Annotated in this window: 19 protein-coding genes; 12 read left to right on the forward strand and 7 right to left on the reverse strand. The window is 66.5% G+C overall.

Annotation, left to right across the window (positions count from 1 at the left end; all coding sequences use genetic code 11):
• Positions 1-45 precede the first annotated feature (45 nt).
• From ACH107_RS09750 to ACH107_RS09765, 4 genes are read right to left on the reverse strand one after another with little or no spacing between them, the layout of a single operon-like run.
• A complete protein-coding gene (locus ACH107_RS09750; RefSeq protein ID WP_412505684.1) occupies positions 46-1257 on the reverse strand; it encodes a beta-ketoacyl-[acyl-carrier-protein] synthase family protein in 1212 nt (403 codons plus the stop codon).
• Positions 1254-1511, reverse strand: coding sequence for an acyl carrier protein (locus ACH107_RS09755; RefSeq protein ID WP_412505685.1), 258 nt, complete (start codon positions 1509-1511; stop codon positions 1254-1256). Before ACH107_RS09755 ends, ACH107_RS09750 begins: the two co-directional genes overlap by 4 nt.
• 42 nt (positions 1512-1553) lie before the next feature.
• Complete coding sequence (lpxD, locus tag ACH107_RS09760) at positions 1554-2636, reverse strand: UDP-3-O-(3-hydroxymyristoyl)glucosamine N-acyltransferase (RefSeq protein WP_412505686.1); 1083 nt, start codon at positions 2634-2636, stop codon at positions 1554-1556.
• A 27-nt stretch (positions 2637-2663) separates the two neighbouring features.
• The gene (locus ACH107_RS09765; RefSeq protein ID WP_412505687.1) at positions 2664-4298 is read right to left on the reverse strand and encodes a L,D-transpeptidase family protein; all 1635 of its coding nucleotides are present in this window, start codon (positions 4296-4298) and stop codon (positions 2664-2666) included.
• Between the two features lie 326 nt (positions 4299-4624).
• Between ACH107_RS09765 and ACH107_RS09770 the strand changes: the two genes are divergently transcribed.
• Positions 4625-5194 carry a YcbK family protein gene (locus ACH107_RS09770; protein WP_412505688.1) on the forward strand — a complete coding sequence of 190 codons (570 nt, stop codon included), beginning with the start codon at positions 4625-4627 and terminating at the stop codon, positions 5192-5194.
• 113 nt (positions 5195-5307) lie between these two features.
• Here ACH107_RS09770 and lipA read toward each other — a convergent pair whose 3' ends face one another.
• Entirely contained in the window at positions 5308-6255 is a 948-nt protein-coding gene (gene lipA / locus ACH107_RS09775; protein ID WP_412505689.1) for a lipoyl synthase, read from the reverse strand.
• Positions 6256-6467: 212 nt separating this feature from the next.
• On the opposite strand from lipA, the gene ACH107_RS09780 reads away from it, so the two are divergent.
• Positions 6468-7193 carry a VIT1/CCC1 transporter family protein gene (locus ACH107_RS09780; protein WP_412505690.1) on the forward strand — a complete coding sequence of 242 codons (726 nt, stop codon included), beginning with the start codon at positions 6468-6470 and terminating at the stop codon, positions 7191-7193.
• A 2-nt stretch (positions 7194-7195) separates the two neighbouring features.
• Here the strand turns inward: ACH107_RS09780 and ACH107_RS09785 are convergent, their stop codons facing one another.
• Positions 7196-8308, reverse strand: a complete 1113-nt coding sequence (locus ACH107_RS09785) for a DUF6456 domain-containing protein (protein ID WP_412505691.1) — start codon at positions 8306-8308, stop codon at positions 7196-7198.
• Positions 8309-8545: 237 nt separating this feature from the next.
• Here ACH107_RS09785 and ACH107_RS09790 point away from each other — a divergent pair, with 237 nt between their 5' ends.
• Positions 8546-8845, forward strand: coding sequence for a DUF6477 family protein (locus tag ACH107_RS09790; RefSeq protein WP_412505692.1), 300 nt, complete (start codon positions 8546-8548; stop codon positions 8843-8845).
• Here ACH107_RS09790 and ACH107_RS09795 read toward each other — a convergent pair.
• A complete protein-coding gene (locus ACH107_RS09795) occupies positions 8838-10382 on the reverse strand; it encodes a trimethylamine methyltransferase family protein (RefSeq protein ID WP_412505693.1) in 1545 nt (514 codons plus the stop codon). The two genes, ACH107_RS09790 and ACH107_RS09795, sit on opposite strands and share 8 nt — an antisense overlap.
• A 221-nt stretch (positions 10383-10603) precedes the next feature.
• Between ACH107_RS09795 and guaA the strand changes: the two genes are divergently transcribed.
• The 9 genes from guaA to ACH107_RS09840 all read left to right on the forward strand — a co-directional run.
• Positions 10604-12166, forward strand: coding sequence for a glutamine-hydrolyzing GMP synthase (gene guaA / locus ACH107_RS09800; protein ID WP_412505694.1), 1563 nt, complete (start codon positions 10604-10606; stop codon positions 12164-12166).
• 115 nt (positions 12167-12281) lie between these two features.
• The gene (locus tag ACH107_RS09805) at positions 12282-13184 is read left to right on the forward strand and encodes a DMT family transporter (RefSeq protein WP_412505695.1); all 903 of its coding nucleotides are present in this window, start codon (positions 12282-12284) and stop codon (positions 13182-13184) included.
• 113 nt (positions 13185-13297) lie between these two features.
• Complete coding sequence (locus ACH107_RS09810; RefSeq protein ID WP_412505696.1) at positions 13298-14425, forward strand: OmpP1/FadL family transporter; 1128 nt, start codon at positions 13298-13300, stop codon at positions 14423-14425.
• 105 nt (positions 14426-14530) lie between these two features.
• Positions 14531-15403: an ATPase gene (locus ACH107_RS09815; RefSeq protein ID WP_412505697.1), complete on the forward strand. Its 873-nt coding sequence runs from the start codon at positions 14531-14533 to the stop codon at positions 15401-15403.
• Positions 15404-15429: 26 nt separating this feature from the next.
• Positions 15430-16374 carry a homoserine O-acetyltransferase MetA gene (gene metA / locus ACH107_RS09820; protein WP_412505698.1) on the forward strand — a complete coding sequence of 315 codons (945 nt, stop codon included), beginning with the start codon at positions 15430-15432 and terminating at the stop codon, positions 16372-16374.
• A gap of 6 nt (positions 16375-16380) precedes the next feature.
• Positions 16381-17340 (forward strand): alpha/beta fold hydrolase, encoded by a 960-nt coding sequence (locus ACH107_RS09825; protein ID WP_412505699.1) that lies wholly within the window; start codon positions 16381-16383, stop codon positions 17338-17340.
• 73 nt (positions 17341-17413) lie between these two features.
• Positions 17414-18418 carry a DUF3137 domain-containing protein gene (locus ACH107_RS09830; RefSeq protein WP_412505700.1) on the forward strand — a complete coding sequence of 335 codons (1005 nt, stop codon included), beginning with the start codon at positions 17414-17416 and terminating at the stop codon, positions 18416-18418.
• Between the two features lie 33 nt (positions 18419-18451).
• Positions 18452-19321, forward strand: coding sequence for a polyphosphate kinase 2 (gene ppk2 / locus ACH107_RS09835; protein ID WP_412505701.1), 870 nt, complete (start codon positions 18452-18454; stop codon positions 19319-19321).
• Positions 19314-19721: TetR/AcrR family transcriptional regulator (locus tag ACH107_RS09840; RefSeq protein ID WP_412505702.1), on the forward strand; the 408-nt coding region annotated here is incomplete at its 3' end. The genes ppk2 and ACH107_RS09840, both read left to right, overlap by 8 nt.

Below are 19721 nucleotides of genomic sequence, written 5' to 3' on the forward strand. Positions count from 1 at the left end.
GCGACCATATCACGGACGCGCCCCGCCGCGGGCGCGTTCGCGGTGTCAGGTGAACCGCCGGATCGCCAGCACGGCGTTCAGGCCGCCGAAGGCGAACGCGTTCGACAACGCGACCTCGACGTCAACCTCGCGGGCCTCGTTGGGCACCACGTCCAGCGCGCATTCGGGATCGGGTTCCTCGTAGCCGATCGTCGGGGCGACGACCCCGTCCCGCACCGCCATGATGCAGGCCAGCAGCTCGACGGCGCCGGTGCCGCCGATCAGGTGCCCGTGCATCGATTTCGTCGAGGATATCATCACCTTGTCGGCGTGATGGCCGAACACGTCCGCCACGGCGGCGCATTCCGTCTTGTCGTTCGCCGCCGTGCCGGTGCCGTGCGCGTTTATGTAGCCGACCTCGGCCGGGTTGATCCGCGCATCCCCGAGAGCCCCGCTGATCGCCCGCGCCGCGCCCTGTTTCGACGGCATGACGATGTCGGCCGCGTCCGACGTCATGGCAAAGCCCGCCACTTCGGCCAATATCTCGGCCCCGCGGCGCCGGGCATGGTCCAGTTCCTCGAAGACGAAGACGCCCGCGCCCTCGCCCTGCACCATGCCGTTGCGGTTGGCGCTGAACGGGCGGCAGGCGTCCTTGGACATGACGCGCAGACCTTCCCACGCCTTGACGCCGCCAAAGCACAGCATCGATTCGGACCCGCCCGTCACCATCACCGGGCTGGCGCCGCCATGCACCATCTGGAACGCCTGCGCCATCGCGTGGTTCGACGACGAACAGGCGGTCGAGACGGTGAAGCTGGGCCCCTTGATGTTGAATTCCATCGACACGTGGCTGGCCGCGGCATTGTTCATCAGCTTGGGTACGACGAACGGGTGCACGCGATTCTTGCCGTCCTCGTAGACCGAGCGGTAATTGTCATCCAGCGTGGTCATGCCACCGCCGGAATTGCCCAGCACCACGCCGGCCCGCGCCGCCAGCTCCGCCGAGAAGTCCAGCCCCGCCTGCGCGATCGCCTCGCGCGCGGCGATCAGCGTGAACTGCGTGAACCTGTCGTAGAGGGCAAGCTGCTGGCGGTTGAACCGGTACTCGGGGTCATAGCCGCGCACCTGCCCGCCGATGCGGATGGCCAGACGGTCGACATCTCGAAAGTCCAGGTCGCCGATGCCACAGCGGCCTTCGCGCATCGCCGCCAGCGTTTGGGGCACCGAATGACCAAGCGAATTGATCGTGCCCGCCCCGGTTATGACGACCCGTTTCACGTCTGGTCTTCGATCAGCTTTTCGATCCCCGCCACGATCGAGCGGACAGAAGAGATATCGAAGTCGCTCGCCTCGGGTTCGTTCGCGTTGAACGGCACCGAGATGTCAAAGGCCTCCTCGATGGCGAAGATGCTTTCGACCAGCCCGAGGCTGTCGATACCCAGATCGTCGAGCGTGCTGTCGAGCGTCACGTCGGACGCGTCGAGGACGGCCTGTTCAGCGATGATTTCGATGACACGATCCCGGATGCTCATTGCGCGACCTTCCCCGATTCCGTTGCCCCCGATGTAGAGCCTTCACCGGGAGTTTGAAACCGTTTTCTTGAGCGCCGCGACATCGTCGAACAGGCGTTTGAGCCGGCGCATTCCCTTGAACACTTCCATCGTCGTGTCCATTTTCATCGCCGGGTAACCCAGCATCACGCGCCCCTCGGGAATGTTCGACAGCACGACCGTTCCGCCCCCGGTGATGACATTGTCGCCGATGAATATGTTGTCGCTCACCCCCGTCTGGCCGGCAAGCACAACGTTGTTGCCGACCCGCGTTGACCCCGCGATGCCGACATGGCCACAAAGCAGGCAGTCGTGGCCTATCTCGACATTGTGGCCGATCATCACGAGGTTGTCGATCTTGGTGCCGGGGCCGATGCGCGTGTCGCGGATGGTGCCCCGGTCGATCGTGCAATTGGCGCCCAGTTCCACGTCATCGCCGATATCGACCGCGCCGAGGCTGTGGATCCGCGTCCAGCTCTGGGCCTGCGTGTCGCCCGTGTCGCCAAGGGTCTGGCGCGCCTCCTCGACCGAGGATTTCTCGGGCGTGACATAGGAAAACCCGTCCCCGCCGACCACGCAACCGGGCTGGGCGATGAAGCGCGCGCCGATCCTGACCCGTGCGCCGATGCGCACACCTTCGCGCAGGAAGGCGCCGGGGGCGATCACGGCATCGCTGCCCACGAAACATTGCGGCCCGATAACGCTGTCGGCCCCGATCCGCGCGCCCGGCCCGATGACGGCCAGAGGCCCGACCGAGACATTGTCGCCCAGCTCGGCGGTGTCGTGCACCACCGCCGCGGGGTGAATGCCGGCGTCCCAGCCCTGCCCGGGATCCATCATCCGTGTCAGGCCGGACAACACGTATCGCGGCCGCGGTGCCACGATGGCGGCGTCCAGCCCCATTGCCTTCCAGTCCGCGCCATCCCACAGCACGGCGGCGCGCGCCTGTCCCTGCGACAGCGCCTCGGCATATTCGGGCTTCATCGCCAATGCCATGTCGTGCGGGCCGGCATCCGCGGGCTCGGCAAGCCCGTCAATCTTCAGCTCAGCTGCACCTAGAGCCCGCGTTCCGAGCGCCTCGGCAATCTGCGCGACAGTGAAAGCCATGACATTCCCCTTTTTGCGGGGACGTCTTTAGCCGCGAACCGCGCGCAGCGAAACCCCCGCCGTGCTCAGCGCCTGCCAGATCGCGGCGTCACGCCCGTACACGTCGCGGCGGAACTGCGTGCGCCCCTTGGCCCGCGTGAACGCGGTTCGGTAGATGATGTGAACCGGCACCGGCTGTTCGAGATCGACCCGTGTTTCGCGGCCCGTGTTCAGGACCGACTGGAAAAAACTCTCCGGGTCTTTTTCCTGCCGGGCGAGCAGCGCGTAAGCGAAATCGAAGGGTTTCTGCAGCCGGATGCAGCCATGGCTGAAATCCCGCTCGGTTCGCGCGAAAAGATGTTTCTGCGGCGTGTCGTGCAGGTAGATGTTGTACCGGTTGGGGAACATGAACTTCACGAGCCCCAAAGCATTGCGCGGCGATGGCGGCTGCTTGATGTTGAACGGGAAATTGCGCGCGTTGTACGCGCCGAAATTCACCGATGACCGCCGCACGACGCGGCCGCGCGAATCCACCAGCCGAAGGTGGCTCACCGCGTTCGGATTCTGCTTCATCTTGGGCAGGTATTCGTTCACGGCGATGGAGCGCGGCACGTGCCATGTCGGGTTGATGACCATATGCGTCATCACGTCGGAGAATTCCGGGCTGCGCCTGTCATGGCTGTTGCGTCCCACCACGGCGCGCGTGCGGAACGTGACCCTGTCGTTGTCCACGATCCGCGCGAGGAAATCCGTCAGGTTGACAAGGATGTGCCGCGTGCCGCGGTCGCGGTTGGTCCAGCGTTCGCGTTCCATGGCCACGATCACCGATTTCAGCCGCGACCCGGCCGACTTGTTGATCTGCGCCATGGTGCTGGCCCCGGCAACGCCATCGGTTTCAAGGCCGTGATCCGACTGGAAGCGCTGCACCGCCTCCTGAATGGCGCCGTCGTATTCCCGCACGGCGGTCCGTGACAGGTACCCCATCGCCATGAGCCGGTCACGCAACGCGACGACGGCCCGGCCCGACTGGCCGGGTTTGAGCGTGCCCGCGGGCACGGACGGCCCCCAGCCACCGCGCGCGACCTGCCGTTCGAGCCGCAGTTTCGCCTTCATCAAGCGGGCGTATTCATTGGTCTGCGGCGGCAGCGCGCGGAAAAAGGCGCCGGGCCGGTCGGCCCGGGCCAGCCGTTGCAGGTGATCGGCCCGCTCGCGGTCGGGTACCTGCCGTTTTATCCCGCTCACGACCTTCTGCGGCACCAACACGCCGGTCTGCAGGTCGCGGGCAAGGTCGCGGAAAACCCGGCTCATCGCGACTTCGGCGAACCCCCGGTCACGCACCGACTGAACGTCGCGCAACTGCGCCAGCAGGCCCTGCGCATCGTACTTGTCGGCCGGCAGGCCATGCAGGGGCGCGTCTGCCAGCGCCTCGAACAGGGCCTTGCGGCGCGCCCGCTCGATGGCCGAGGGGCCTGTCCAGATCGTCGCGTAATCGGTTTGCCGGTAATGGGCGGCGATGTCGCGGTCACTCGCCGCGGCCTCTGCCACGGCCTGCTTGAACGCGGTCACGCCGGCCCGGGCCGGCCCGACGGCCAGTGTCGCGGCAAACAGGACCACGCTCAGCACCACCGGCATCACCCTGTGGCGGGCGAAAGCAGCTGTCTTCATGTCTTCACTCAACCTCATGATCCTTCCCGGGCGTGCCAATTCACAGAATAAGTCTATCTTGGAATATCGCGTAACCTGTCCATCCTTTTCCGACATGCGCGCGAAAAGTTTACGCGCGCTGCGGCCTGCGGACACCAGAAATGCCCCGAGGTGGCGCGCAAGCGGGCAACATCCGCGCGGATTTGCGCAAGATCATGCCGAAATTTCTTGAAAACCCGATCACCGGGTATTCACCCCTTGGTGAGCGATTCCTGTTATGGCATAACCTCACCATCCTTGGGGGATGAGGCGGCAAAAAGCCGTAAAGCGGCAGAAGCAAGCGACGGGACAGGCGCAAACAGCACATGACAGACACGAAACTTCCAAGCATGACGCGGCGGGGATTACTCGGGGCGTTCGCGGCAACCGTGGTTACGGCGGCACCCAGCTATCCGAACGCGGCCGGCTTCCTGCGCGGGGCGGGCGACATCCGGCGGCTGCGCATGACATCGCCCCGCACGGGTGAGCGGATCGATACGATCTACTGGATCGAGGGCGATTACATCAAGGACGCGCTGCGCGAGATCACGCTTTTCATGCGTGACTGGCGCACCGACCAGACCAAGACGATAGATACCCGCACCATCGATATCATGGCGGCCAGTCACAACCTGCTGGAGGCCGATGAACCCTACATGCTGCTGTCGGGGTATCGCAGCCCCAAGACCAACGCCATGCTCCGCCGCCGGTCGAGCGGCGTCGCCAAGAATTCCCGTCACATGAACGGCGAGGCCGCGGATCTGCGGCTGACCTCGCGGTCGGTGACCCAGATGTACCGCGCGGCGCTGGCCTGCAAGGGCGGCGGCGTGGGCCGGTATTCACGCTCCGATTTCGTGCACATGGATTGCGGCCCGGTGCGCAGCTGGGGCAGCTGACCCGCCGCCCCGTCGCGCGGCTGCAAAACACTGTCCTGAAAAACAGCCCGGCACGCGGTGACGCGGCCGGGCCTTTTCATGCGGGTGCCGCGTGGCGGCGCGCCGTGGCGGGATCAGCCCATCTTGGCCTGACGTGCCGCCTGAAGCCGGGCGAAATCCTCGCCGGCGTGATAGCTCGACCGCGTGAGCGGCGTCGCCGACACCATCAGGAACCCCTTGCCATAGGCGGCGCGCTCGTAGCCCTGAAACTCGTCGGGATGCACGAAGCGGTCCACGCCGTGGTGCTTGGGCGTGGGCTGCAGGTATTGCCCGATGGTCAGGAAATCGACATCCGCCGCGCGCATGTCGTCCATCACCTGATGCACCTGCGACCGCGTCTCGCCAAGCCCGACCATGATTCCCGACTTGGTGAACATCGTCGGGTCAAGCTCCTTGACCCGCTGCAACAGGCGCAGGCTGTGGAAATAGCGCGCCCCCGGCCGCACCTCGGGGTAGAGGCCCGGCACGGTTTCGAGGTTGTGATTGAACACGTCCGGCTTGGCCGCCACGACGACCTCCAGCACCGACGGGGCGCAATGCAGGAAATCCGGCGTCAGGATCTCGATCGTGGTGCCGGGGCTGCGGTGCCGGATCGCGCGGATGGTGCGGGCGAAATGCTCGGCCCCGCCATCCTCGACATCGTCGCGATCCACCGAGGTGATCACCACGTGGTTGAGCCCTAGCTTTTGCACGGCGTCGGCCACGCGGCCGGGTTCGAACACGTCCAGTTCCTCGGGCGGCTTGCCCGTGGCGATGTTGCAGAAACTGCAGGCGCGGGTGCACACCTCGCCCATTATCATCATCGTCGCGTGGCCCCGGCTCCAGCACTCCCCGGCATTGGGGCAGCCGGCCTCCTCGCAGACGGTGACGAGCTTGTGCTCCCGCATGATCCGGTGCGTCTCGCGATAGCCCTTGCTCGTCGGCGCCTTGACGCGAATCCAGTCCGGCTTGCGCGGCTGCGCGTTGTCCGGACGGTGGGCTTTCTCTGGATGGCGTTCGGCCGGGATGTTGAGGTCTCGCACGGAATTTTCCCCGCAAATGGTTTCGTAACTTGTCACCCATATAAAACATCACGGTGGGAAGTGCCAGTTTCGCGGTCGCGGCCATATCGCCGCGGCCCCACCCGTTAAAGAGTGCCCACCGCCCTGCCCGGACCGCGGGCGTCGGCGCGATCCCGTCTTGCAGCGGCTGTCGGCGCGGTTATGCTGGCGCGCGCACCGGGCGAGGACGGGACATGGATTGGCAGGCTCACCGGCGGGAGGCGCATCAGCTCGGCCGGACGCAAGAATTTCTCAAGCAGATCGTCTATGGCGGCAATGACGGCATCGTGACCACTTTCGCCATCGTCGCCGGCTTTGCCGGCGCACAGGCCGACGGCGTGGCGCAGATCGGCGGGGTCGCGGTGCTGGTCTTCGGGTTGGCCAACCTTTTTGCCGATGCCATCAGCATGGGGCTGGGGGAATACCTGTCGCTTCGCTCGCAGCACGACCTGTACCGGCACCGCCGCCGCAGCGAGATGCGCGAAATCGCCCGCAACCCGGAACAGGAACGCATGGAACTGTTCGAGATACTCCGCCAACGCGGCCTGCCCGCCGGCGAGGCCGACACCACCGCCTCGATCGTCTCGCGGCATCCCGACCTGATGGCGGACATGATGATGACCTATGAATTCGGGATGCACGACCCCGAGGAGGAGAGCCCGGCGCTGAACGGCACCTTCACCTTCGGATCCTTCGTGCTGTTCGGTGCCGTTCCGCTGCTGCCGTATTTCGTGATGGCCGCCGACAGGCGCGCCTTCCTGCTGTCCGTCGTTTCAACCTTCGCCGCGCTGGTGGCGCTCGGCCTGCTGAGATGGTCGGCGACCGGCGAACGCGTCGTGCGAACGGTCGGCGAGACCGTGCTTGTCGGGTCGGTCTGCGCCGCCGTCGCCTTTTTCGTGGGCTGGGTCGTGAGCGGGTAGCCTCAGCCGATCAGGCCCCCGGACTCGCCCAGGCCGTCGTAATAGGCCTTCAACCGCTGAAGCGCGATGCGCAGTACGATCTTGCCCGACCGGGCCGACCAGCCCATTTTCCGCTCCGCCTGCTCCAGCCCCTGCAGATGACAACAACACCGCAGCGCGACATCGCCCAGCCCCGGGCCAAGGTCCTGCAAAGCGCCCATGACGCGCGTCCGGGCCAGGCCGGCGCTGCCCCCCGGCAGGTCGCCGCCGGGCCCGTCCATGCGATCGGGGCCGGTCAGTAGCCTTTCCCAGTTGCTCGTCATCCGCGGCGGCATCTGGGCCAGCTCGAAATCCTCGCGCAGGCGTTCGCCGGCCCGGACAAGCTCGGGCGTGAGAAACGGCGCGCCATCCCGGTCGCGCCGCCGCGCCAACGCGGTCAGCGGCGATTCCGGAATGCAGGTCCGGCGGGCGCGCCCCGAGGGCCGCGCCGCGTCGTCGCCGGCGGGCGCGAAAGGCGTCGGCGCCTCGGCAAACCCGAAGGCGTGATTCTCGGCCTCGGCCATCAGCCGGTTGAGCGCGTTGCGCCCGCCCGTGGTGATCCGGTAGCGCACGACCCGCCCCTCGCCATCGCAGGCGATCCAGTTCTTGAGCGCCATCGCCTCGGCCACCTCGCGTTCCACCACCGAGCTGCGGGCCTGTGTCCGGCCTGCTGTTTCCTTGATGACCGCGGCCTTGTCCATGTCCGCGGCCACGGCCAGCACGGCGCCCGGGTCGCACAGGTGTTTCAGGATCCGCAGCGCCTCGGCCTTCAGCTTTTCCTCGGTCAGGGTGGCGGTTTCGGACGTGGGTGTCTCGGACGGCATCATGACGGTCTCCGCTTCATGAGAACCGGCAGGCTTGCGCCCCAGCACCTGCCGGCCGAGCCGCCGCAGCGCCTCGTCGACAAGGTAATCGTCCCGTCTTGCTTCGAAGCGGCGGATCTGGCGCAGGATGGTGGAGGCATGGCAGCCCGCATCCCGCGCCAGCGCCCGGATCGGGGCGCCGGTTTCGGTATGCGCGAGGTAATGCCACGCCGGTTTCGGCACCCAGGCCGGAACTCCAACCGGGCCGTCGATCACGGCGGACCGTTGCGTCATGTTCTGCACTCCCCTCTGCCCGGCCCGGCGGCGACCGGGCCGCAAGCAAAAGTTATCCACAGGCTTCTCCACAAGCTAGGCGGGAAACTGTTACCGGTTCGTTAATCGTTTCCAGTTTGGCAAGCATTGTTTCTAAAAGGTAAACAAGAAGAAAGCCCTGCGAACGGCTGTCAATCAGTGAGCGCAACACATCCTTAGGTTGTGCAATGACTTGTCAGGTCATTCATGAGGTTCAAGATGCAAGATATTCTGACACGGCTTGAAACACTCCGCCGGCCACGCCTTCTGATCCGCGCGGCACGCTTCGGCCTCGAGGCGTATCGCCGCCAGCCGCACCTGCGTCGGCAGCTGGGTGCCGGTCCGGTGCCGGGCAGCGCACAGGCCCTTGTGCGGCTGTCCGAGATCGAGGCGGAGCTGGACGCGCGAAGGCGCTGTGGCGGGTCCGGCTATTGCCCGGCCCGCCACGTGGATGTCCTGATCGCGATGATGGGCGAGGCGCGCATCCTGCGCGCCACCCGTCCTGACGCCGTCAGGTGAAGGAATCGGGCATCGACGCCTTCTTGGTGGCCACGAAGGCGCTCAGCGCCTCGGCGATGCCCGGGTCCAGCGGCGGCTGCTGGTAATCGCCCAGCATCTTATGCATCCGGACATTGGCAAGGGTGGCGCTGTCGCGCTCCCCGTCCTCCGACCAGGTCTCGAAGGGCTTGTAATCCAGGACATCGGTCCGCCAGAAGGCCGTCTTGAAGTTGGCCTGTGTATGGGCGCATCCAAGGTAATGCCCCCCAGGCCCGACCTCGCGGATGGCATCCATCGCCTGTCCGTTCTCGTCCATGTCCACGCCCTTGGCGACATGGTGCAGGACGCCCAGCTGATCGGCGTCGAGGACGAATTTCTCGAAACTCGCCACCAGTCCGCCTTCCAGCCAGCCGCAGCTGTGCAGCATGAAGTTCACCCCGCCCAGCAGGGCGGCATTGTGGGTATGCGCGGTCTCGTAGGCGGCCTGTGCATCGGGCAGCTTGGAGCCGCACAGCCCCCCGCCCGACCGGAACGGCAGGCCGAGCCGCCGCGCCAGCTGCCCGGCCCCGTAAAGGATATGGCTGGCCTCTGGCGTGCCGAAGGTGGGCGCGCCGGAATTCATGTCGATCGAGGTCACGAAGGCGCCGAAGACCACCGGCGCGCCCGGACGGATGAGCTGGCTGTAGGCGATGCCCGCCATGACCTCGGCCAGCACCTGCGTCAGCGTGCCGGCCACGGTCGTCGGCGCCATCGCCCCGCCCACGATGAAGGGCGAGATGATACACGCCTGATTGTTGCGCGCGTAGACCTCGAGCGAGCCCATCATCACCTCGTCGAAGGTCATGGGCGAATTGACGTTGATGAGCGACGTCATCACCGTGTTGTCCTGCACGAAATCCTTGCCGAACAGGATCTCGCACATGTCCACGCAATCCTGCGCGCGGCTGGGTTCGGTCACCGAGCCCATGAAGGGCTTGTCCGACAGCCGCATGTGCGCGTGGATCATGTCGAGATGGCGCTTGTTCACGGCGATGTCGGTGGGTTCGCACACCGTGCCGCCGGAATGGTGCAGCCATTTCGACATGTAGCCCAGCTTCACGAACTTCTCGAAATCCGCCATCGTCGCATAGCGACGTCCGTCCTCGAGGTCGCGCACGAAGGGCGGGCCGTAGATCGGCGCGCAGACCAGCGTGTTGCCGCCGATCTCGACATTGCGTTCGGGATTGCGGGCGTGTTGCGTATACCGGCCCGGCGCCGTTTCGATCAGCTTGCGCGCCAGCCCGCGGGGAATGCGCACGCGTTCCCCGTCTATGTCCGCCCCGGCCTCGCGCCAGCGCTCCAGCGCGGCGGGATTCTCCACGAAATTGACGCCGACCTCCGCAAGGACGGTTTCGGCGTTCGCCTCGATGATCTCCAGCGCCTCCTCGTTGAGCACCTCGAAGAGGGGGATGTTGCGCTCGATGTACTTGGCGGTCTCGATGCTGACGGCGCTGCGCGCGGCGCGGCGGGCCGCACCCCCGCCACCACGTCCTCGTCTGCGGGTTGCTGCTTCGGCCATGTCCTTGTCTATCCCTGCACTGGCTCGGCCCCCACCATGGGGACCCGTTGCCCGGACCTTATCGCAGCCCGACGCCTAGGCAGCGAAGATTTCCGCCGCCTGAGGGGCCATAGCGACATTCGTCGCCGCAGAAACGCGTCCTGCCGTACCATCGGGCCCGCGCGCAACACCGCCCGGACTGTGCCCTTGCGCGGCCCGCGACGAGGCAGTAATGCCGGGTCATGAGCCAGACATCCCATGACCGCCTTCTCATCATAGACTTCGGCAGCCAGGTGACGCAGCTGATCGCGCGCCGCCTGCGCGAACTGAACGTCTACTGCGAGATACACCCCTTCCAGAACGTGACCGACACCTTCCTGGCCGACTTCGCGCCCCGGGCCGTGATCCTGTCGGGCGGCCCGGCCAGCGTCATCGACGACGGCTCGCCGCGCCCGCCCGCGTCGGTGTTCGCGCTGGGCGTCCCGGTGCTGGGCATCTGCTACGGCCAGCAGGTCATGATGCACATGCTGGGCGGCCGCGTGGAACGCGGCGACGGCACGGCCGAGTTCGGCCGCGCCTATGTCAGCCCCACCGAGGACCGGATCGACCTGCTCACCGGCTGGTTCCTCGAAGCGCGCGAACAGGTCTGGATGAGCCACGGCGACCACGTCAGCGAGCTCGCGCCGGGGTTCAGGGTCTACGGCACGTCGCCCAACGCGCCCTTCGCCATCACCGCCGACCTTTCGCGCGACTTCTACGCGGTGCAGTTCCACCCCGAGGTGCACCACACCCCGAACGGGCGCACGCTCTACGAGAACTTCGTGCGCCTCGCCGGGTTCAAGGGCGACTGGACGATGGCCGCCTACCGCGACGAGGCGATCCGCCGGATCCGCGAACAGGTGGGCGACGCCAAGGTCATATGCGGGCTGTCGGGCGGCGTGGACAGTTCCGTCGCCGCCGTCCTGATCCACGAGGCGATCGGCGATCAACTCACCTGCGTCTTTGTCGATCACGGCCTGCTGCGCCAGAACGAGGCGGCCGAGGTCACGACGATGTTTCGCGATCACTACAACATCCCGCTGATCCATGCTGACGAATCCGACCTGTTTCTCGGGCAGCTCGAAGGCATCAGCGACCCCGAGGAGAAAAGAAAGACCATCGGGCGGCTTTTCATCGACGTCTTCCAGACCCATGCGAACGCCATCGAGGGCGCCGCGTTCCTCGCGCAGGGCACGCTCTATCCCGACGTGATCGAATCGGTGTCGTTCAGCGGCGGCCCTTCCGTCACCATCAAGAGCCACCACAATGTGGGCGGCCTGCCCGAGAAGATGGGGCTGAAACTGGTCGAGCCGCTGCGCGAGCTTTTCAAGGACGAGGTCCGCGCCCTCGGGCACGAGCTGGGCCTGCCCGACAGCTTCATCGGCCGCCACCCCTTCCCCGGCCCCGGCCTCGCGATCCGCTGCCCCGGCGAGATCACCCGCGACAAGCTGGACATCCTGCGCAAGGCCGACGCGGTCTATATCGACCAGATCCGCCGCCACGGGCTCTACGACGAGATATGGCAGGCCTTCGTGGCCATCCTGCCGGTGCGCACCGTGGGCGTGATGGGCGACGGACGCACCTATGACTATGCCTGCGCGATGCGCGCGGTGACGAGCGTGGACGGCATGACCGCCGATACCTACCCGTTCAGCCACGAGTTCCTGACCGAAACCGCCACGCGGATCATCAACGAGGTCAAGGGCATCAACCGCGTCACCTATGACGTGACCAGCAAGCCGCCCGGCACGATCGAATGGGAATGACCCGCACCGGTCACGTGAACGACCCCCGGCAACACGCCCACGCAGCGCGCACCACGTCCTGCGGCCGTCCGGGCACGCCCGCCACGGCCGTGGTCATGGTGGCGGTGGCCGCGGCATGACGGCCATCGCCGCCCCCGCGCGGGTAATCAAGGCCGCGTTGTGGATGCTGGGCGCCGTGGCGTCCTTTTCCACGATGGCCGTGGCGGGGCGAGAGGTGAGCCCCGAGCTCGATACCTTCGAAATCATGATGTACCGCAGCCTCGTCGGGCTGGTGGCGGTGCTCATCGCGGCGCGGGCATTCGGCACGCTGCACGAACTGCCGACCACGCGGCCCGGCCTGCACCTGCTGCGCAACCTGTTCCACTTCACCGGCCAGAACCTGTGGTTCCTCGCCATCACGCTGATCCCGCTGGCGCAGGTCTTCGCGCTGGAATTCACCTCGCCGCTCTGGGTGCTGGTGCTGTCGCCGCTCGTGCTGGGCGAACGGCTGACCCGGATGCGGGTGCTGGCGGCCCTGATCGGCTTTGCCGGGATCCTCATCGTCACCCGGCCCAGCCCCGAGACGCTCAACCTCGGCACGCTGGCCGCCGCCGCCGCCGCCATCGGCTTTGCCGGCTCCATCATGGTCACCAAGCGGCTGACGCGGACCGACACGCTGACCTGCATCCTGTTCTGGATGACATTGTCGCAAAGCGTCTTCGGCCTGATCACCGCCGGGTTCGACGGGGATATCGCCCTGCCCTCGATGGGCGCGGCGCTCTGGCTGCCGGTCATCGGCGTGGCCGGGTTGCTGGCGCATGTATGCCTGACGACCGCGCTGTCGATCGCGCCGGCCACCGTGGTGACGCCGGTGGATTTCACGCGCTTGCCGCTCATCGCCTTCATCGGGCTCATCGTCTACCAGGAGCCGGTGAGCCCCTGGGTGATCCTTGGCGCGCTGGTGATCTTCGGCGGTAACTACCTGAACTTGTGGTCGGAAACCCGAGTGCGCGATTCGCAAGCCCGCGCCGCACCTTAAAGGTGTGTCCCGGACACAACCCCGTGGAACGTCGCGTCGTTTACGTCGCGTCAAAGATTGACGCCAGACAGTCGCCCGATAGCCTGCCCGGAGTCTGTGGAGGAGAGGGACACATGAAGACAACAGCACTGGCAGCCGCGACATTCGGTATTGCCGCCGGCGCCGCACAGGCCGGCGGGCTGGATCGCAGCTACACCCCGGTCGACCTTATTTTCGAGAAAGGAAACTATGCCGAGCTGTCGTTCGGCTACACCGATCCCGACCTCACGGGCAACGATGTACTGGGCAATGCCATCAGCAACGTGGGCGGCAGCTTCGGCATCGCCGGCGCCGGGCTCAAGCTGGATTTCGGGGACAAGCTGTCCTTCGGCCTGATCTACGATCAACCCTACGGCTCCGATATCCTGTACGGCGGCAACCCCGCCACCACGATGCTGGCCGGCACCCGGGCCAAGACCGAAAGCAACGCGCTGACGGCGCTGCTCAAGTACCGGGCGACGGACCGGTTCTCGGTTTATGGCGGGCCGCGGCTCCTGCATGCCGAAGGCGAAGTCAGCCTGTCGGGGCTGGCCTACGGCCCGTTCAGCGGCTACGATGTCAACTTCGCCTCCGACAATGGCGTGGGGTTTGTTGCCGGGGCCGCCTACGAGATCCCCGACATCGCGTTCCGGGCCTCCCTGACCTATCACTCGGCCATCGACCTTGGCATGGTGACCACCGAAACCTTCCCGGCGACGGCCCCGGTTCCCGTGCCCACGACCGTGCCGCTGACCACGGGCAACACCGATGTGGAGGTGCCGCAATCCATCGAACTCGCGCTGCAGACCGGGATCGCCAAGAACACGCTGGCCTTCGGCTCCATCCGCTGGTCGGAATGGGAGGCGTTCACGCTCACCCCGCCGGCCTTCGGCACGAACCTTGCGCAGATCGACAACGCGACCACCTACGAGCTGGGCCTCGGTCGCCGCTTTACCGAGAAATTCTCGGCCAGCATCTCGGCCAGATACGAGGCGGGCGGCGATGACGATCTGGTGTCGCCGTTGGCGCCCACCAACGGACAGACATCGCTGTCCATCGGCGGCGAGTACCAGTTGACCGAGGCGGTCAGCCTCTCGGGGGGTATCCGCTACACGTGGCTGGGCGACGCGCTGCCCGAAACCGGTACGCCGGACACGCAGCGCGCCACCTTCGTCAACAACGACGCGATCAGCGCCGGTCTCAAGCTCGGCGTGCATTTCTGACACTCCGGTCAGCCCCTGACTCGTGCCCGCCCCGACCGATCGGGGCGGGTTTTGCGTTTGACGCCCGTCCTGCCGCTGGCTACGAACCCCGCGAGGGAGACAGGCATGATCTATACTTCGGCGGATGACTGGCGTGGCGCGGCACACAAGCGCGTCCTGTTCTACGGCATGTCGGGTCTCGGCAAGACCCACCTGTCGAACATGCTTCGGGACAAGGGCGCGTGGTTCCATTATTCGATCGACTACCGCATCGGCACCCGCTACCTGGGCGAGCATATCGTCGACAACGCCAAGGCGCACGCCATGCAGGTGCCTTTCCTGCGCGACCTGCTGCTGAGCGATTCGATCTACATCGGGTCCAACATCACCTTCGACAACCTCGCGCCCGTCTCGACCTATCTGGGCAAGCCCGGCGACCCGGCCAAGGGTGGCCTGCCGATCGACGAATACCGCCGCCGGCAGGACCAGTTCCGGCGGGCCGAGATCGCAGCGCTGCGCGATACCGCGCATTTCATCGACCGTGCCGAGCGGCTTTACGGCTATCCCAACTTCATCTGTGATACCGGCGGCTCCATCTGCGAATGGGTGGACGGCGACGACCCGGCCGACCCGCTGCTGACCGAGCTGTCGTCGCGCTGCCTGCTGGTGTATATCCGCGGCTCGGAGGCCCACACGCAGGAACTGATCCGCCGCTTCGATCGCGCGCCCAAGCCGATGGCCTACCAGCCGGAATTCCTTGACCGGACGTGGCGCGAATACCTGCGCGAAAACAACGTCCGAGAAGACGAGGTTGATCCGGATTCCTTCATCCGTTTCGCCTATTCGCGCGCTCTGGCGCATCGCCAGCCACGGTACGAGGCGATGACGAAATGGGGTGTCAGCGTCACCGCCGACGAGGTCGGCCGCGTCACCACCGAGGCGCAGTTCGACGATCTGATCGCCCGCGCCCTTGAGCGCGCGGACCGACCGGTTATCTAGAGAGCGTCCCGCGAAAGGTTACACACATGCCCATCAAGCTCCCGTCCGACCTGCCCGCCTATGACGTCCTCACGCGTGAGGGCGTCATGGTCATGGACGAGGACCACGCGTCGCGGCAGGACATCCGCCCGCTGCGCATCGGGCTGCTCAACCTCATGCCCAAGAAGATCCAGACGGAGAACCAGTTCGCCCGCCTGATCGGCGCCACGCCGCTGCAGATCGAGCTGAGCCTCATCCGCATGACCGAGCACAAGACCCGCAACACCGCGGCCGAGCACATGGAGAGCTTCTACCGGCCGTTCTGCGATGTGGCCGAGACCGACGAGAAGTTCGACGGCCTGATCATCACGGGCGCCCCGATCGAGCACCTGGAATTCGACGCCGTCACCTACTGGGACGAGATGCGCCGCGTCTTCGACTGGACCCAGACCAACGTGCATTCCACCTTCGGGGTCTGCTGGGGCGGCATGGCGATGATCAACCATTTCCACGGCGTGGAAAAGCACGTGCTGCCGCGCAAGGCGTTCGGCTGTTACCGTCACCGCAACCTCGCGCCCGCCTCGCCTTACCTGCGCGGCTTTTCCGACGATTGCGTGATCCCTGTCAGCCGCTGGACGGAGATGCGGCAAGAGGAAATCGACGCCGTGCCGGTCCTGCAGACGCTGCTGGCCAGCGACGAGGTCGGCGCCTGCCTTGTCGAGGATCCGGGGCATCGCGCGCTCTACATCTTCAACCATCTCGAATATGACAGCGACACGCTGAAACAGGAATACGACCGCGACGTCGAGACCGGCACACCCGTCACCGTGCCGTGCAATTACTACCCCGACGATGACCCGTCCCGGCCGCCGCTGAACCGCTGGCGCAGCCACGCGCACCTGCTTTACGTCAACTGGATTTCCGAGATCTACGAAACCACGCCGTACGACATCAACAGGATCGGGCTGGAAAGCACGGATCTGCGGGGCTGATCCGGCATGAAGCTCGCGATCACCGCGCTGGTCGTTCTGGCGGTTCTGGCCGCCGTGACCCTCTGGAAGGCCCGCCAGCACGAGGCCCGCGCCGAGGCCGCTTTCCCGCCGCGGGGTCACGTTCTGGACGTGGGGGGCGAACCGGTCCATGCGCGGGTGATGGGCCCCGACGACGGCTCCGTGCCGGATCTGGTGATGATCCACGGCGCCTCGGGCAATTTGCGCGATTTCAGTTTCGACCTCGCGCCGCGGCTGGCCGGCGATTTCAGGGTGATCCTGTTCGACAGGCCGGGGCTGGGCTATACTGGCCGCATCGACGGCGACGGCGCCACGATCACGCAACAGGCCGGGCTGCTCATGCGGGCCGCGCGCCAGCTCGGCGCGGTGCGGCCGGTGGTGCTGGGGCATTCCTATGGCGGGGCCGTCGCGCTGGCCTGGGCGGTGCACCACCCCGATGCGCTGTCGGCGCTGGTGCCGCTGGCGGCGGCCTCGCATCCGTGGGATACCGGGCTGCCGACCTACTACAAGGTCCTGTCTCACCCGCTTGCCGGGCCGCTGGTGATCCCGCTCCTGAGCGCCTATGTCCCGGACTCGCGCGTGCAGCAGGCGGTGGCCGAGGTATTCACTCCCGACCCGGTGCCGCGCGGGTATCTCGATCATTTCGGCGCGGGCCTCACGCTGCGGCGCCACAGCCTGCGCGCCAACGCCCTGCAACGCGCCAACCTTCTGGACGAGATCACCGCGCTCGCCCCGCGCTACGGCGAAATTTCCGTCCCGACCGAGATCCTGCACGGCACCGCCGACACCACCGTCGGCCTGTCGATCCATTCGGCGCCGCTGGCCCGCGCGATCGCGGGCGCGACGCTCACGCGGCTGGCGGAGACGGGCCACATGCCCCACCATGCCGACCCGCGGGCCGTCATCGACGCGGTCCATCGCGCCACCGCCCGGGCCGGCCTGCGCTGACCGCCGGGCGCCTTGCGGTCCGCCCCGGCCCGCGTTTAGCGTGCATAAGGGGGGGTGACAGGAGCGAGACGAGATGGGGTTCACCGAACGCGCACCGATCGAGGCCGGCTTCGCCGATATTTTCATCAAGGATCTGGCGCCCGACCTCGACACCATCGAAAAGGACCGCGCCGCATTGCTGGCCACGGCGCGCAAACATGCCGCCATCCCGCTGGTCGTTGCCGGGCTGCTCGGCCTGTGGGCGCTGGTGGCCGCCGATGACTGGCAAGGGCGCATCGTCGGGCTGGTGGTGCCCGTGGCATTCGGCGGCGCCATCGCCTTCTGGCTGTGGTCACGACAGGCGGGCCGGTGGGGCGGCCGGCTGTCGGAAACGGTGATGCCCGTCATCTGCCGGTTCCTTGGACAGCTCGACCACGACAAGGACGCGCGCAAACGCTTCCCGCTGGACCGGGTGCAGGGCCTCGGGCTGATCGGCAATTTCACCGAGTCCCATCTCGAGGACAGGGTCGAGGGCCGCTACCGCGACACGCCGTTCGAAATGGTCGAGGCGCGGTTGCGCCGGCGCACGTCCGCGGGCGGGGATGACAACCGCAGCGAAACCAAGACGGTCTTCAAGGGGCTCCTGATGCGCATCGGCGTGCCCGAGCCGGTGAGCAGCGATATTTTCATCACGCGGGAGCTGGGCGGCCTTGGCAACAAGCTGGGCGAAATGTTTTCATTCAGCACCGGGCGCAACATGCCGCGGGTCGAATTCGACCATCCCGGTTTCGAGGCGGCCTTTGCCGTCTACGCCGAGGATCCCGATGCCGCGCGCCGCATCATGCCGCCCGATTTCCTCGATACGCTTCTGGCCATCGCCGAGGCCGAGGGCGGCGACAAGGGCGCCCGGGCCATGCGCGCGGGCTTTCAGGACGACGCGTTCTATATCGCGCTTGAACGGCACGCGGATTTCCTCAAGCTGGGCAGCCTGACCCGCCCGGTGCGCGACATCGAGGCGGAGCTTCACGCGGTGTTCGACGATCTCGCGCTGATCCGGCGGATCATCGACCGGCTTCACGGGGATACGCCGACGGTCTAGACAGGCCCGGACCGCCGGAATCAGGAGAGGGACATGCAACTGCCATTCGACGGCGCGATCAACCATTACTTCGAGAACGAGGCGCCCAAGGACATCTGCAACACGATCCGCCGCGCCGAGAAGGGTGATATCCTCGATCCGGGTTATCCGCATTCCGAACGGCTCGCGCGCAAGCACTACGAGAAAGAACTCGAGGCGCTGCAGATCGAACTGGTCAAGCTGCAGGCATGGGTGAAGGCGACGGGCGCCCGCATCGCCATCCTCTTCGAGGGGCGCGACGCGGCCGGCAAGGGCGGGGCGATCAAGCGGTTCCGCGAGTACCTCAACCCGCGCGGCGCCCGCGTCGTGGCCCTGCCCGCACCCTCGGATACCGAGGCCACGCAATGGTACTTCCAGCGCTACATCGACCACCTGCCGGCGGGGGGCGAAATCGTTTTCTACGACCGCTCGTGGTACAATCGCGGGGTTGTCGAGAAGGTTTTCGGATTCTGCACGGAGGCCGAGCGCCAGCATTTCTTCGGTCAGGTCCCCGACTTCGAGAAAATGCTGGTGGACGAGGGCATCCACCTGTTCAAGTTCTGGCTCAACGTGGGCCGGGCCGAACAGTTGCGCCGCTTCCTCAAGCGCGAGCGCGATCCGCTCAAGCAATGGAAACTCAGCCGGATCGACGTCGAGGGGCTGCCGCGCTGGCAGGCCTATACCGCCGCCATCGGCGAAACGCTGACCCTCAGCCATACCGTGCACGCGCCGTGGACGGTGATCCGCGCCGACGACAAGCGCCGCGCCCGGCTCGAAACCATCCGTCACGTGCTGCGCCACGTCCCGTACGACAACAGGATCCCCCGATCCGTGGGCACGCCCGACACGTCGGTCTGCGCGGGCCCCGAGATTTGGGATGGCTAAACGGGGCTACCATCACGGCAACCTGCGCCAGGCGCTGGTCGAGGCCGCGCTCGCGCTGATCGAGGTCAAGGGCCCGGCGGGCTTCACCCTGTCCGAAACGGCCAAGCAGGCCGGCGTCACGCCCGCCGCCGTCTACCGCCATTTCGACGGACGCGAGGCGCTCATCGCCGAAGCTGCCCGGCAGGGATACGAAATCTTCACGGCCGCGGTGCAGACCGCCTATGACGGCGGCGGGCCGACCGCGCTTGCGCGGTTCAAGGCGACCGGCCGGGCCTACCTCGCCTTCGCGCGCAGCCATCCGGGGCATTACATCGCCATGTTCGAAAGCGGCATCCCGGTCACCCGGACGCCCGAACTGGCCGCCGCGGCGGGCCGCGCCCGCGCCGTGCTGGACCGCGCC

The organism is Roseovarius halophilus (ex Wu et al. 2025) (assembly GCF_047086965.1).